Below are 13,958 nucleotides of genomic sequence, written 5' to 3'. Positions count from 1 at the left end.
GAAGAAATGAGCAAGTGTGCAGCCATTCAAATGGCATCAGGTCCCAGCGTCAGTTCTAACTTGTTGGAAGCCGGAAAACTGATTGCCGAAGCAGTCAAGACAGGCGCTAAACTGGTCGCCTTACCGGAAAATTTTGCCATGATGGGTGACCGTGAGCTAGATAAGGTCAAGATTAAGGAAGTCGACGGTGTTGGGCCTATCCAACAGTTCCTGTCGACAACCGCCAAAAAACATGGCGTGTGGCTGATTGGCGGCACGATCCCTATAGCTGGCGATGATGAGAATAAAGTCCGTGCGGCGTGCTTGATATATGACGACCACGGCGAACGGGTCGCCCGCTACGACAAGCAACATCTTTTTGATGTCAATGTGCCGGGTACGGACGAAGTGTACCGTGAGTCTGACAGCATAGAGCGTGGTGACAAGCTGTTGGTTATGGATACGCCATTTGGCAAATTGGGTATCGCCGTCTGTTACGACCTGCGTTTCCCTGAATATTTCCGTAAAATGGTCGCGCAAGGCATGGAAATTTTAGTTATCCCGTCGGCATTCACTGCCAAGACCGGTTCAGCCCACTGGGAGGTATTGCTACGGGCACGCGCCATAGAAAACCTCTGTTATGTCATCGCACCCAACCAAGGCGGGTTCCACCTCAATGGCCGTAAAACCTATGGGCATAGCATGATTATCGATCCCTGGGGTTTAGTGCTGGATTGCTACAAAACCGGCGCGGGTTTTGTCGCTGCGGACATAGACCTTGAAAAACTCGGCAAAGTACGCAGTGCTTTTCCTGTTCTTGACCATAGGCGGTTTAACTGTGAGTAAGATGCAAAATATAGCAATTGTGCTGGCTTCACTGTTATTGCTGGCATGTTCCTCCAACAATTCGCGTTACAAGGATAACGCCAGCCTAGAACGTCCGCCCGAAATGCCTAAAACCACGAGCAATCAAACGCCGGAACAAGTCGCAAGCGAAGAGCTTGCAGCCCCAATAAGGCATCGCGGCAAAGGCCTTAAATCCGATGTTTATAGGACTGAGGGTTCGCCTAGACAATTAACCATCAAACGGGGTTTTGACGAGTCATGGAGCCTGTTAAACCTTGCTATCCACCATAACGAACTTAAAGTGGCCGACCAAGACCGCAGCAAAGGTTTCTATTACATAACCTATAACGGCAATGGCTTTTTCGGAAAAGCGGCCTCGTATTTTAATGACGAGTATGACAAATCGACTTATTTGTTGAAAGTCGAACCGGAAGCCGAAGAAACCCAGGTGACGGCAAGTTTGGCCAATAAGGACGAACAAAATATCCCCAAAAAAGACGGCGAAGAAACTTCCGACGACCCGCCTGTCCATGTATTTCAAGACAAATCGGAAAATCTTATCGAATTGCTGTACGACACCTTACATGATGATTTGAAGGATGAATAAAAATTCAATTGCAGGCCTTGTTTGAGTTTGCACACAACCCCTACCACTTAATTGATGACATGGAACTACTAACCCAAGCACGACAAACCATACTGGCACCCAACGGGATGCAGGACAGCGACATCCAGCTTATCATGGGCCAGTTGCTGAGCGTACCTGTCGACGCTGCCGACATTTACTTCCAAACCAGCCATTCAGAATCCTGGATGATGGAAGGCGGCATTATCAAAGAAGGTAGCCACAATATCCAGCAAGGGGCGGGCGTACGGGTAGTTTCTGGCGAAAAAACCGGCTTTGCATACAGCGACCGCATCGAACTGCCGGTATTGCTGGAAGCCGCCACCAACGTCAAGGCAATCGCCAGACAAGGACAAGAAGCGCATGTCGGCTTACCCAAAACAGCCAACTGGCCGCATTATTACGCCATCGCCAACCCGCTAAAATCCTTGGAAGACCAGGAAAAAATAGACTTGTTACGTAAGGTCGATGCCGAAACCCGCAAGCTGGACCACCGGATCGAAGAAGTCATCGTCAGCATGGTGGGCGTACACGAAAGTATCTTAGTCGCCAATCAGGACGGTTCGATAGCTGCCGACGTTCGGCCTTTGGTGCGGATGAATGTGTCTGTCATCGTGGTAGAAAACGGCAAACGCGAACAAGGCAGCATGGGCGGCGGCGGACGCACCGATTACAGAAGTTTTATTGCCGACGACACCGCCCTAGAATACGGACGTGAAGCCGTACGGCAAGCCCTAGTTAACCTGGAAGCTGGTGAAGCGCCAGCGGGAAATATGACCGTCGTTTTAGGCCCGGGCTGGCCTGGGATTTTATTGCACGAAGCCATCGGCCACGGACTTGAAGGGGATTTCAACCGCAAAGGCACATCGGCATTCAGCGGTCGCGTGGGCGAGCGCGTCGCATCCGACTTATGTACGGTCGTCGATGATGGTACGTTACCAGGACGGCGCGGCTCCCTCAGCATAGACGATGAAGGCACGCCCACAGAACAAACCGTCTTGATCGAAAATGGCATCCTTAAAGGCTATATGCAGGACAAGCTCAATGCCCGGTTAATGGGCGTTAAACCGACGGGCAACGGTCGGCGCGAATCTTATTCGCATTTGCCTATGCCACGCATGACCAATACCTATATGTTGCCTGGAAGGGACCATCCTGAAGACATTATCAAGTCCGTCAAAAAAGGCCTGTACGCCAAGAATTTTGCAGGTGGGCAAGTGGATATTACCTCCGGTAAATTCGTGTTTTCCGCCAGCGAAGCCTACCTCATCGAAAACGGCAAAGTCACCCGTCCGGTCAAAGGCGCAACCCTGATCGGAAACGGGCCTGATGTGCTGACCAAAGTTTCCATGGTCGGCAACGATCTCCAACTGGACAGCGGCGTCGGCACTTGCGGCAAAGAAGGCCAAAGCGTACCGGTCGGCGTGGGCCAACCCACCATCAAAATAGATGGCATAACGGTAGGCGGCACCAGTGTTTAAGGCTTTAGCCTAAGCAAAAACAGTAACATTAGGAATTCCTGAACTTGTGATTCCAGTCAGGGTTCGACCGTTCGATAGGTTCACGACTCACCACGAACGGAATCACCACCTTGCCGTTCGTCCTGAGCTTGTCGAAGGACTTAATCCTATTTTACATACTTACTCAACGGCGCAATAAGTCAGCAACCGCAGATTAGTGATCGTTTAAATCGTCCTGAGTCAGCAAATACGCCCGATAACTACGCACCAGTGCAAGAAACGCCAGAAAATCATACAAGCCGTGGATGATGATGGGGATTAACAGGTTCCTGTCACCGCCGACATCCAGGGAAAGCCCCAAATAAATGCCCACCAGAATTGCCAAAACGGTATAAAGCGGCGTAATGGCATGTACCAACCCGAAGAGGATATTGCTGGCTATCAAGCCTGCGCTTACCCCCCAGGATGATTCCATCCAGGGTTGGATCACGCCACGAAACAGGATTTCCTCCGATATTCCGGCAATCGCCGCCAGGACGAACAAGTCTGCCCAATGGTGACGGTGCAAGGCGGGCCCTAAATTTTCCAACAAGAAACGCCGGATGGTCACGACGGATTCTGAAGTGATCTGTTCCATTAGCAAAAACAACAGGAATAACGGCACCGTTCCCAGGATTCCAAAGAGAATAGCGCTTTCGGAATAGTGCAACTCAGCAAACGGGTTGATGCCGCTCATCCAGCCTAACACGATTGCAACCAGGATCAGAGCGGCTTCAAACAGGCAGGCGCTTCTGAAAAAACGGTCGGGGCTAAAGGGGGATGTTTTCATGGTAATCTCATATTTTCCCCTCTCCCCTTATGGGTGAGGGTGTCGTCATTCCGGCAGGGAATGCCGGAATTTCGGTCACAGGGATGGTTTATATAATCCGTTCGTGGTGAGCCTGTCGAACCATGAACACAATATTGTGTCGCTATCGCGACCGTTATTTCATGTGGGTTCTCGTACCCACGGACGAGATACTTTTCTTTGCGCGGAAAGCCACATGGATGTGGCGAATGCGGAAAACGCAGGAGCAGTTTTCCGCCAAAGAAAAGTATCCAAAAGAAATCCGCCCGATGCCGCTTGCTTCCTGCGCTCCGTCGTTTTTATCGGGGTTTGCCAGAAAGGACATCCCTGTCCTTCCGGCAAAGCGCGGCTTCCTGCCGCACCCCTAACGGGCTATTCCCGATAAAACCGCCAGTGCTCGGCACGGCATAACGGGATAGGGCGGATAACTGTAGGTTGGGGTGAACTTGTGAACCCCAACAAATATATTGATAATCGTGACGTTGAGGTTCGTTCCTCACTCCAACCTACTGTGCTGCCAATGCCCTTAACGCATAATTTGGTTCTTCGAACAGTATTGAGCGAGTTACTGGCTTATTAATGTTACGCACTTTACCCGCGCAAATAGATTCAACAACTTCTTTAAAATAAGGCTCTACAAGAGGCGACACATGGATACGATTAATTAAGATATCCAAATCACATTCTACAAAAACGCCTTCCCCCACCTCTTTAAGCGAGACTTTAGCCCGCAACTCTTTTTCATGTTCAAAAGACTTTCTTTTCAAAAAAATAGGGTCATGTTTAAGGTATTCTTTATTTGGGTCATTTTCAGGTATGTAAGTTACACTTGCAATTTTCAGGCTTTCTTGATTTTTTATTGATTCTTTTAATTTCCCGATAGTTGATTCAATTGCAATACCTTGTCCCGAAACCGAATACAGTTTCCACATGGCTTCTGATTCATATTCGCTTTTATGCCAACAGCTTACACCTGATTCACGAATATTTTTTTCAAATACCCCTTTTAAAGACGTTAAAAACTTGTCTAATTCATTAACTATATTTAAAGCTTTATTTATTGGAGCATTAACTTCATCATGTACTTCAAATACTTTGCCAAAAGAACGCTGTACATCTGTTGGCAGATTTTTTATTTCCTCATCAAATGATTTGAGATGCCTTATTGCAGTACTTAAATCGCTTATATTTGGTTCCATAACCTTTATAAGGTTTGCACGTTTAATCACGTTATCTTCTAAAATATTCTTAGGGCATACGTATCCCTCAAAAGGATCATCGAATTCACTGGGACATGCGAAATAAAGCGACCCCTTGGAAAGCAAGGAAATAAATTTTGCCAAATCCATGTATTTCCATATTTTTTCTGAAAAGTTTTCCATAGCAACATAACTCGTAAGATGCGCTTTAAGTAGGATGTGCCGAGGAACGAGGCGCATCGTTCGCGATTGATGCGCTTCACTTTGTTCAGCACATCCTACATTTTCTTTAAATTTAATTACTTACGTAACAGCTCGGTAGATTGGGGTAAGGAACGAACCCCAACATAACACCGATCATTATATTTGTTGGGGTTCACAAGTTCACCCCAACCTACGATTACCCGCCTATTCCCTTATGTCGCGCCGAGCACTGGCGGTTTTATCGGGRATTGCCCGAAGGGGTGCGGCAGGGAGGCCGCACTTTGCTGGAGGGACAGGAGTCCCTTCCAGCAAACCCCGATAAAATCGACGGAGCGCAGGAAGCAAGCGGCATCGGGCGGTTTTCTTTTGGCTACTTTTCTTTGTCCGCACAAAGAAAAGTAGCCCGCCTGCCAGTGCGGGAACTGGCATTAGAATAACTGTCGCGTTAGCGACACCTTAATAAACAAACAAAACCAAAATCAAACAATCACCCCATCTTCCATGTGCAACACCCTCCCCATTTTCCCTGCCAGCTCATGGTCGTGGGTGACGATCAGCACGGTGGGGTGAGGGACGAACCCCAACATATTCCATCCATTATTTGTTGGCTCACATAGTTTACCCCAATTACAATTACCCGCCCTATCCCGTTATGCCGCGCCGAGCACTGGCGGTTTTATCGGTAATAGCCCGAAGGGGTGCAACAGGGAGGCCGCACTTTGCTGGAGGGACAGGAGTCCCTTCCAGCAAACCCCGATAAAATCGACGGAGCGCAGGAAGCAAGCGGCATCGGGCGGTTCTCTTTTGGATACTTTTCTTTGACGAGGATTGTACTCCTGCATTTTCAGCATTTACAACATCCATGTCGCTCATCCGCACAATGAAAAGTATACCGCCTACCAATGCGGGAACTGGCATTAAAATAATCGTCGAGGGTAGCGACACATTATAAAATACCCCTCACCCTAACCTTCCACAAGGGGAGAGGGGATATAAGATAGGATTCCGACTATAGATTCGGCCTTTTAATGTCTGAACCGTTCGTGCTGAGATTCGAAGCACACACCGCCTTTCGACAGGCTCAAGGCGAACGGAAACTCAATACTTCACAAGGCCGAATCAATAGTTCACTTTCAAAACGGCGGATTACACCACACGGGAACGCTTTACTTTTATTAATGTCGGAGAGGTTGCACACGAAATTCGCCCTACTATACTTATATTTGCCGCTTCGATAATTTGGAATAAATAAAGTTAACTAAAATCATGTCAGAACAACACCAAAGCACTCCTACCCAATCTGCCTTAATCCGCCTAAAAACCCACATCAACCAAGAAATCATCGGCCAGGAGATTCTGGTTGAGCGCATGTTGATCGGCCTGTTGGCGGATGGCCATCTGCTTGTCGAAGGCGCTCCAGGATTGGCGAAAACCCGCGCCATCAACGTCCTCAGCAAAGGCATTCAGGGCGACTTTCACCGGGTGCAATTCACCCCAGACCTGTTGCCTGCCGATTTGACCGGGACGGAAATCTACCGTCCCCAGCAAGGCACGTTTGAATTCCAGAAAGGGCCGTTGTTCCATAACCTAATATTGGCCGACGAAATCAACCGTTCACCGGCGAAAGTCCAGGCGGCGTTGCTGGAAGCGATGGCGGAACGGCAGATCACCGTCGGGCAAGCCACTTATCCCCTACCGCAATTGTTTATGGTGATGGCAACGCAGAACCCGATTGAGCAAGAAGGCACGTATCCCTTGCCGGAAGCCCAATTAGACCGTTTTTTACTGCACGTCAAAGTGGATTACCCCAAAGCGGAGCATGAAAAAAGCATCCTGCATTTGGCACGGTCAGAAGCGCGTACCGAAGCCGCTAAGCTTAAGCCACCGTTTGAGGCCATCACCCAAAGCACCTTGTTCGCCGCCCGCGAGGAAGTGCTGGATATGTTTATGACCGACAGCTTGGAGGATTACTTATTACAGATTGTCCTGGCGACACGGCATCCATCCGTGTACGGCAAAGACCTTGCAAGCTGGCTGCAATACGGTGCCAGCCCCAGGGCTAGCATTGCCCTGGATAGATGCGCCAAAGCCAAGGCCTGGCTGTCGCAACGGGATTTCGTCAGCCCTGAAGACATCCAGGAACTGGCCTTCGACGTATTGCGTCATCGCCTGATCTTGTCTTACGAAGCGGAAGCTGAAGGCATCACGACCGACCTGGTTATTAAGGAACTTATTGCCAGAATTGCGGTGCCTTGATGGAAAACCCTGGAGCGTTTCTTTTCATGGTTCGACAGGCTCACCATGAACGGAAAAAAATTGACCCTAAGAAAACCCCGTTCGCACTGAGCTTGTCGAAGTGCGGTTTCAAGAGATGATTTGATGTTGTTTGCAAATAAAACCGAAGCTGTTGAAAATCGCATCGCTGTAAACGATTTGGTTTCCGTATCTTTAAAGACGTTGATTGACCTGGCAAAACCCGCCTCCAGCTTGAACTTGCATCGCTTGACGATCCGCGCCCAGCAAAGCGGCGGATATTTGTCTGCGTTTAAGGGCCGGGGCATGGAGTTTGATGAAACCCGCCTTTACCAACCGGGTGATGATATAAGGAGCATCGACTGGCGGGTAACCGCACGGACCGGGAAAACGCATACCAAGCTGTTCCGGGAAGAGCGCGAGAAACCGGTTTTTATCTCGGTGGACAATCGCCCGACCATGCAGTTTGCGACCCGTGGCGTATTCAAGTCCGTACAGGCCAAAAAACTGGCGGCCTTGCTCGCCTGGGTCGCCAACCAGCAGGGAGACCGCATCGGCGGGCAGGTTTTTTCGCAATCGTCGTGCAAGGAACTCAAACCCCAAAACGGCAAACATTCGGTTTTGCATTTCCTGAACGCTTTGGTTATTGCCGATAATCCAGCAGAAAGCACTGATATCACGCTCCCTCAAGCACTGTTCAGGTTATCACAACACGCAAGGCCCGGGAGCTTGGTTTATATCATCAGCGATTTTCGTGGCATGAATCATCAGGTTGAAAATTATTTGCTGAAACTGTCCGAGCATTGTGATGTGGTCTTGATCTTCGTCTATGATCCCTTGGAAAAAGGGCTGCCCGCACAAGGTCGCTACCGCTTTACCGACGAAGCTAGAGAAGTCGTCATCGATACCAGCGACAAGCAACGGATAACAAACTATCAACTTCGCTTTGAAGAACGCCTGCAAAAACTGAAACGAATCGCGTTACGGCGGGGCTTGGCATTGATCCAGTGCAACACCCAGGACGATCCCGTACAACGCCTGAGACACCCATTGGAAGTGCGGTGATGGAATCCAATCAATTACCCCTCCGAGACATCCACCTACCAGAAGCCATCGACTGGTGGCCACCAGCACTAGGTTGGTGGTTGTTGGCAATCCTGATACCCTTGTCGATTGCGCTGATGGTTTGGCTGTATAAGCGCATCACCCGACAAACGGCAATCAAGGCCGCAAGAAAACTGCTGCTACAAATCAAGCAGGATCAGCAATGCGACAACAGCCAAAAATTAAAAGACTTATCGGCACTCATCCGACGTGTGGCCATTAGCGCAACAACCCGAAATAAATGTGCGGGATTAACAGGGCAACAGTGGCTGGAATTTCTTGACCAATCGGTTAAAGGCGCTCCTTTCACACTAGGCATAGGGCAACTGTTAGCGAATGCACCTTACCAAAAATCGCCGCCAAACGAACAGGACATAAACCAACTCACCCGCCTGTGCGAAGATTGGCTCAACGCCCAAACCAAACGTAAAAAATGATTCACTTTGAATGGCCTTGGCTGCTGCTCGCTTTACCCTTACCGCTGTTCGTGCGCTGGCTCTTTCCTGAGCGTTTGGCGGTCGAACAAGCGGCCTTGAAAGTCCCGTTCCTGGACGATTTCTCGGAAGCGGAAACCCAATCCGTCACACAAAATAAAAAATGGCCATTACTGTTAGCATCACTTGCTTGGATTTTGCTGGTCATTGCCAGCACCCGACCGCAGTGGCTGGGCGATCCCATCGAACAGGCCGTCAGTGGGCGCGACTTGATGTTGGCAGTGGACCTGTCTGGCAGTATGGAAGTTGAAGACTTCATCATCAACAAACGGCCTGTGGATCGGCTCACCGCCATTAAATATGTCGCCAACGACTTTATCAATCGCCGCGTAGGTGATCGCTTGGGCTTGATATTGTTCGGTAGCCAGGCTTATCTGCAAACGCCGCTGACCTTTGACCGTAAAACGGTCATGACCTTATTGGATGAATCCGCCATTGGCTTGGCAGGGGATAACACCGCCATCGGCGACGCGATTGGATTGGCGATCAAACGCCTTAACAACCAGCCCGCCGACAGCCGGGTCTTGATTCTGCTGACCGACGGCGCAAATACCGCAGGTGAAGTGTCTCCCTTAAAAGCGGCGGAACTGGCGGCGGCGAACAAACTCAAAATCTATACGATAGGTGTGGGTGCGGATGAAATGGTCGTCCGCAGTTTTTTCGGTTCGCGCAAGGTCAATCCGTCCACCGACCTGGATGAGAAGACCCTGGTCAAGATCGCCGAAAGCACAGGCGGGCGCTATTTCCGTGCCCGCAATGCGGATGAGTTGAACAATATTTACATGTTGTTGGACAAACTGGAACCCATCGAAAAAGACAAACAATTTTTCCGTCCACGCACCGATCTTTTTTACTGGCCCTTGGCGCTGGCATTAGTCTTGTCGTGTTTAATAGGTTTTTATAAGACAGCACAATCATGACCTTATCCGAATTCCATTTCATCAGGCCTTATTGGCTATTAGCCTTACTGCCCTACGCGGTATTGCTCGTTTCGTTGGTCAGGGGCAAACTCAGCCACGGCAATTGGACAGCCGTGTGCGATGCGGCACTGCTGCCTTATCTCTTGCAGGACAAGGCCGTCTCGCAAAACCGCTGGCCGTTGGCAACGGGGGCCGTTGCCGCTTTCCTTGCCATCGTTGCCTTAGCAGGGCCGACCTGGGAACGCTTGCCGACACCCGTGTTCCGAAATGACTCGGCCTTGGTTATCGTACTGGATTTGTCGCGTTCTATGGATGCCGCCGACATCAAACCCAGCCGTTTGGTGATGGCGCGTTACAAAATCGCCGACATCCTAAAGCAACGGAAAGACGGGCAAACGGCGTTGGTCGTCTATGCGGACGAAGCCTTCACCGTCACGCCGCTAACCAATGATACCGAAACCATAACCAACCAGCTATCCGCCTTGACCACGGGCATTATGCCCAGGGATGGCAATAGCACCGCACGGGCTTTGGAAAAAGCAGAAACCTTATTCAAACAAGCAGGCTTGCAAAAAGGACAAATTCTTTTAATAACCGATGGAGGCAGTGTTGACGATGCGATAGCTAAGGCAAAATCACTAGACGCTTACCAACTGCTGGTGTTAGGGGTAGGCACTTCCGATGGCGCCCCCATTGCCCTGAATACAGGCGGATTTTTGAAAGACGATCAAGGCAGTATTGTCGTTGATAAACTCGATGTCCATAGTTTGGAAAAATTGGCGCAAGCGGGTAATGGCACTTATCAATCGTTAACATCGGATGATGCCGATATTCAAGCGTTGCTTTCAACGATGACTTCGCAGTCCCATGAGAAAGGCGAGAAAAATGAAAACCTGCTCCTGGACCAATGGCGCGATGTCGGCCCTTGGTTGTTATTGGTGGTACTGCCGCTGGCGGCCTTAAATTTCAGGAAAGGCCTTTTAGGTATCGCCTTATTGTTTTTACTGCCTTTGCCGAAAAACAGTTATGCGCTAGATATGGATAAGGCCTGGCAAGATTTATGGCTCACCAAAGACCAGCAGGCACAGGAAGCTTATCAACAAGGTGATTTTAATAAGGCCGCAGAGTTATTCCAGAATCCTGACTGGAAAGCGGCTGCCCATTACAAATCGGGTGCTTACGACAAGGCCCTGGCTTACCTGAAAGATAACCCAAGCGCAAACAGCCTCTACAATCAAGGCAATGCGTTAGCCCAATCCGGCCAATTAAAAGAAGCCCTGGATGCTTACAATAAAGCCCTTAAGTTAAACCCTGATGATGACGATACCCAATACAACAAGAAGTTGGTAGAAAAAGCCCTGGAACAACAAAAGCAGGAACCGAAGCAAGATCAGGACAAGAAGCAGGATTCCCAAGACAAGAAAAACCAAGGGGAAAGTAAAAACGGCGATAAATCAGGCCAATCCCAGCAAGACAAAAGCGAAGAAAACAAAGACGACCAAAAGCCTGAACAAAAATCCGAACAGTCACAAAAAAGCACCGAACAGCAGCCTGAAAAAGAAAAGGCCGAAGAACAACAGAAAGACAACCCAATGGAAGTGGCCCAACCCGAACCAGCCGATCCCAAGAAAGACGATAAAAAACCTTCCACCCACGCACAACCCTTAGACACAATGAGCAATGAGGAAAAACAAGCCAATGAGCAATGGCTCAAGCGAATTCCAGATGATCCGGCAGGCTTGTTACGCCGTAAGTTCAAGTATCAGTATAACCAGCGTGGACGACAATAGACCCGTATTGCAGCCGGAAAAGATAGCCTTATGAACACGATAAAACCAATAATTGACCCCCGATACATAAACCCATTGCGAATGGCTTTAGGTAACCCCAGTTTTAACGTCGGCAATCCCGGCCGGAATGACAGCTACCCTAGCTTGCCATACCCAATAAGAAACGGTGTTTTAAGTAACGCCTTATTATCGATCCTAATCCTGATGATTTTAGGATTGTTTTCTCACTATGCCCTTGCCGCCGAAATAACCACCTCCGTTGACCGCAACCCCATCAACATCGACGAATCCTTCAAGATATTTTTTACCGCAAACGACACACCCGATGGCGATCCTGACTTTACGCCATTGGAACAAGATTTCTCCATCCTCAATCAAGGCCAAAGCAGCAACTCATCCTGGGTCAACGGCACTTACAGCAAATCGATACGTTGGACAGTCGAAGTCACGGCAAACAAGCCAGGAAAGTTGGTGATACCGGCCATCCTGTTTGGTAATGATACCAGCGAACCCTTAACGATACAGGTTAACCAAACCGCATCGAATAATGATACGACCCAGTCCAACGAAGAAATATTCCTGGACGTCAAGGCCAGTCCCGAACAGCCTTATGTCCAATCCCAAGTCGTGTACACGATACGCCTTTATCGGCGTGTGGATGTCGCGCAAGCCGAATTGAGCGAACCCGAACTGGCTGATGCCGTGATCGAAAAACTGGGCGAAGACAGTAGCTTTAATACCGTAGTGGACGGCGTGTCTTACCTAGTCACGGAACGCAAATATGCCATTTTTCCGCAAAAAAGCGGCGTGATGACCATCAAGCCCTTAACCTTGACAGCGGCAGTCATTATGGATCGCCAGCCCGATTTCAGGGATTTTTTTGGCTCCAGGACAACTAAGACCAAACGGGTTTTATCCAAGGAAGTCAACCTGAACGTCAAGCCTGCACCAGCCAGTTTTACCGGTAAGGACTGGCTGGCCGCCGAAAAAATCGAGCTATCACAAGAATGGTCAGGCGACATCCAGCAAATGAAAGTCGGCGAACCCTTAACTCGAACCTTGACGTTGCGCGGAGTAGGCACAACCGTCGGCCAATTGCCTGAACTGAGCACCGTCTTAACCGATGCAAACCTTAAGGCATATCCCGACCAACCCGTATTGAACGAGCAGAAGCTGAGCGACGGCATCACCGCATCCAGACAAGAAAAAATAGCCTTGATCCCATCAACGGCAGGCAAGCACATCCTGCCGGCAATTGAAATTCCGTGGTTTAACACCAAGACGCAAACCAGGGAAATTGCCCACATTCCCGCAACGGCCATCACTGTTGTTGGGGCTGGCGAAAACCAGCCCGAAACGACACGAGCGCCTAAACCTTTGGCGGCACCTTCGCTTTCTCTGCCCAAACCCGAAACCGTATCCCCCATTCCGGTTAGCACACTCCCAGACCTGCAAAATATTTGGCTATGGACATCGTTATTTTTAGCCTTGGGCTGGTTGCTTACCTTGGTTTATTTTTTGCGTAAACGACCCCAAAAATTCGGTTCGGATACCGACGAGCCTCAACAGCTTATGGCCGAAACCAGCATCAAAGAAAGCATCAAAAAACTCAAGGAAGCCTGTGCCAATAACGATGCACCAAGCGCCAAAAACGCCCTGCTTTTGTGGGGCAAACAAAAGTTTAATGCCAACAACCTTGGCGCGGTTGCAGGCTGTTGTGATGCACGGCTCAGGGATGAAGTCCTTGACCTAAACCAGACGTTGTATAGCAAAGATAACGGCGGTTGGACAGGCAAAAAATTGATGCAAGCGTTTACCGAAAACACGGCCAGGGAGAAGAAGGGGGCTCGTAACGATGAGCCAGTCCTGGAACCCTTGCATCGCTTATAAGTTAGTGTGTAACTAAGCAAGCCCTTCGACGAGTTCAGGGCGAACGGATTCTTCTTGATTCTGTGTGGTGTATCCTTCGATATGAACTCAGGAGATGTCAGTCCTTATAATTTACGAATTATGCTTAACCCAATTTATCAAAATGTTACAAAATTATGAGATTATAGTTTTCCATATAAATCTCATAATAAGAGGTAAAAACACTAAATATCTCAAAATATATTGCTTATTGTATTAGAGGCTGTTCTCAATTACTTTAACAAATAACCGAAAGCCATTGTAAAATATAGTTTTCACAGATATTTTGTTATGGTCAGAATGGTCTTGAGCGATACAAAATGGGACAG

Annotated in this window: 14 protein-coding genes; 10 read left to right on the top strand and 4 right to left on the bottom strand. The window is 49.1% G+C overall.

Annotation, left to right across the window (positions count from 1 at the left end):
• Window positions 1-6 precede the first annotated feature (6 nt).
• The 3 genes from MGMO_RS08550 to tldD are packed head-to-tail and all read left to right on the top strand — an operon-like array spanning window position 7 to window position 2,931.
• Window positions 7-825, top strand: coding sequence for a carbon-nitrogen hydrolase family protein (locus tag MGMO_RS08550; protein ID WP_023494653.1), 819 nt, complete (start codon window positions 7-9; stop codon window positions 823-825).
• 1 nt (window position 826) lies between these two features.
• Window positions 827-1,432 carry an outer membrane protein assembly factor BamC gene (gene bamC, locus MGMO_RS08545; protein ID WP_023494652.1) on the top strand — a complete coding sequence of 202 codons (606 nt, stop codon included), beginning with the start codon at window positions 827-829 and terminating at the stop codon, window positions 1,430-1,432.
• Between the two features lie 59 nt (window positions 1,433-1,491).
• The gene (gene tldD / locus MGMO_RS08540; protein ID WP_023494651.1) at window positions 1,492-2,931 is read left to right on the top strand and encodes a metalloprotease TldD; all 1,440 of its coding nucleotides are present in this window, start codon (window positions 1,492-1,494) and stop codon (window positions 2,929-2,931) included.
• Between the two features lie 193 nt (window positions 2,932-3,124).
• Here tldD and MGMO_RS08535 read toward each other — a convergent pair whose 3' ends face one another.
• On the bottom strand, window positions 3,125-3,739 hold the full coding sequence (locus tag MGMO_RS08535) for a CPBP family intramembrane glutamic endopeptidase (RefSeq protein WP_023494650.1): 615 nt from the start codon (window positions 3,737-3,739) through the stop codon (window positions 3,125-3,127).
• A 122-nt stretch (window positions 3,740-3,861) separates the two neighbouring features.
• Here MGMO_RS08535 and MGMO_RS19565 point away from each other — a divergent pair, with 122 nt between their 5' ends.
• Window positions 3,862-4,125 carry a hypothetical protein gene (locus MGMO_RS19565; RefSeq protein WP_161808478.1) on the top strand — a complete coding sequence of 88 codons (264 nt, stop codon included), beginning with the start codon at window positions 3,862-3,864 and terminating at the stop codon, window positions 4,123-4,125.
• A gap of 138 nt (window positions 4,126-4,263) precedes the next feature.
• Here the strand turns inward: MGMO_RS19565 and MGMO_RS08530 are convergent, their stop codons facing one another.
• From MGMO_RS08530 to MGMO_RS08525, 3 genes are all read right to left on the bottom strand, one after another.
• Window positions 4,264-5,106 (bottom strand): DUF2971 domain-containing protein, encoded by an 843-nt coding sequence (locus tag MGMO_RS08530; protein ID WP_036307314.1) that lies wholly within the window; start codon window positions 5,104-5,106, stop codon window positions 4,264-4,266.
• Between the two features lie 258 nt (window positions 5,107-5,364).
• Entirely contained in the window at window positions 5,365-5,589 is a 225-nt protein-coding gene (locus tag MGMO_RS19560; protein WP_152976325.1) for a hypothetical protein, read from the bottom strand.
• A 213-nt stretch (window positions 5,590-5,802) separates the two neighbouring features.
• Complete coding sequence (locus MGMO_RS08525; protein WP_152976324.1) at window positions 5,803-6,078, bottom strand: hypothetical protein; 276 nt, start codon at window positions 6,076-6,078, stop codon at window positions 5,803-5,805.
• A gap of 348 nt (window positions 6,079-6,426) precedes the next feature.
• On the opposite strand from MGMO_RS08525, the gene MGMO_RS08520 reads away from it, so the two are divergent.
• The 6 genes from MGMO_RS08520 (at window position 6,427) to MGMO_RS08495 (ending at window position 13,611) form a co-directional block, all read left to right on the top strand.
• Window positions 6,427-7,416 (top strand): AAA family ATPase, encoded by a 990-nt coding sequence (locus tag MGMO_RS08520; RefSeq protein WP_023494646.1) that lies wholly within the window; start codon window positions 6,427-6,429, stop codon window positions 7,414-7,416.
• Between the two features lie 123 nt (window positions 7,417-7,539).
• Window positions 7,540-8,478 carry a DUF58 domain-containing protein gene (locus MGMO_RS08515; protein WP_023494645.1) on the top strand — a complete coding sequence of 313 codons (939 nt, stop codon included), beginning with the start codon at window positions 7,540-7,542 and terminating at the stop codon, window positions 8,476-8,478.
• Window positions 8,478-8,954 carry a DUF4381 domain-containing protein gene (locus MGMO_RS08510; protein ID WP_023494644.1) on the top strand — a complete coding sequence of 159 codons (477 nt, stop codon included), beginning with the start codon at window positions 8,478-8,480 and terminating at the stop codon, window positions 8,952-8,954. Before MGMO_RS08515 ends, MGMO_RS08510 begins: the two co-directional genes overlap by 1 nt.
• Window positions 8,951-9,931, top strand: coding sequence for a vWA domain-containing protein (locus tag MGMO_RS08505; protein WP_023494643.1), 981 nt, complete (start codon window positions 8,951-8,953; stop codon window positions 9,929-9,931). Before MGMO_RS08510 ends, MGMO_RS08505 begins: the two co-directional genes overlap by 4 nt.
• The gene (locus tag MGMO_RS08500; protein WP_023494642.1) at window positions 9,928-11,721 is read left to right on the top strand and encodes a vWA domain-containing protein; all 1,794 of its coding nucleotides are present in this window, start codon (window positions 9,928-9,930) and stop codon (window positions 11,719-11,721) included. Before MGMO_RS08505 ends, MGMO_RS08500 begins: the two co-directional genes overlap by 4 nt.
• 81 nt (window positions 11,722-11,802) lie before the next feature.
• Window positions 11,803-13,611, top strand: a complete 1,809-nt coding sequence (locus MGMO_RS08495; RefSeq protein WP_023494641.1) for a BatD family protein — start codon at window positions 11,803-11,805, stop codon at window positions 13,609-13,611.
• Window positions 13,612-13,958: the final 347 nt, after the last annotated feature.

Source organism: Methyloglobulus morosus KoM1 (assembly GCF_000496735.2).
Lineage (GTDB): Bacteria > Pseudomonadota > Gammaproteobacteria > Methylococcales > Methylomonadaceae > Methyloglobulus > Methyloglobulus morosus.
Note: the sequence above shows the minus strand (reverse complement) of the source record. Positions and strands in the feature narration are given on the sequence as shown.

Bases quoted from the DNA above. Each gene is read 5' to 3' on its own strand.
- MGMO_RS08495 (WP_023494641.1), top strand. From the start codon at position 11,803: ATGGCTTTAGGTAACCCCAGTTTTAACGTCGGCAATCCCGGCCGGAAT.
- MGMO_RS08550 (WP_023494653.1), top strand. From the start codon at position 7: ATGAGCAAGTGTGCAGCCATTCAAATGGCATCAGGTCCCAGCGTCAGT.
- MGMO_RS08500 (WP_023494642.1), top strand. From the start codon at position 9,928: ATGACCTTATCCGAATTCCATTTCATCAGGCCTTATTGGCTATTAGCC.
- tldD (WP_023494651.1), top strand. From the start codon at position 1,492: ATGGAACTACTAACCCAAGCACGACAAACCATACTGGCACCCAACGGG.
- MGMO_RS08510 (WP_023494644.1), top strand. From the start codon at position 8,478: ATGGAATCCAATCAATTACCCCTCCGAGACATCCACCTACCAGAAGCC.
- MGMO_RS08535 (WP_023494650.1), bottom strand. From the start codon at position 3,739: ATGAAAACATCCCCCTTTAGCCCCGACCGTTTTTTCAGAAGCGCCTGC.
- MGMO_RS08515 (WP_023494645.1), top strand. From the start codon at position 7,540: ATGTTGTTTGCAAATAAAACCGAAGCTGTTGAAAATCGCATCGCTGTA.
- MGMO_RS19565 (WP_161808478.1), top strand. From the start codon at position 3,862: ATGAACACAATATTGTGTCGCTATCGCGACCGTTATTTCATGTGGGTT.
- MGMO_RS08505 (WP_023494643.1), top strand. From the start codon at position 8,951: ATGATTCACTTTGAATGGCCTTGGCTGCTGCTCGCTTTACCCTTACCG.
- MGMO_RS08530 (WP_036307314.1), bottom strand. From the start codon at position 5,106: ATGGATTTGGCAAAATTTATTTCCTTGCTTTCCAAGGGGTCGCTTTAT.
- MGMO_RS08520 (WP_023494646.1), top strand. From the start codon at position 6,427: ATGTCAGAACAACACCAAAGCACTCCTACCCAATCTGCCTTAATCCGC.
- MGMO_RS08525 (WP_152976324.1), bottom strand. From the start codon at position 6,078: ATGCCAGTTCCCGCATTGGTAGGCGGTATACTTTTCATTGTGCGGATG.
- bamC (WP_023494652.1), top strand. From the start codon at position 827: ATGCAAAATATAGCAATTGTGCTGGCTTCACTGTTATTGCTGGCATGT.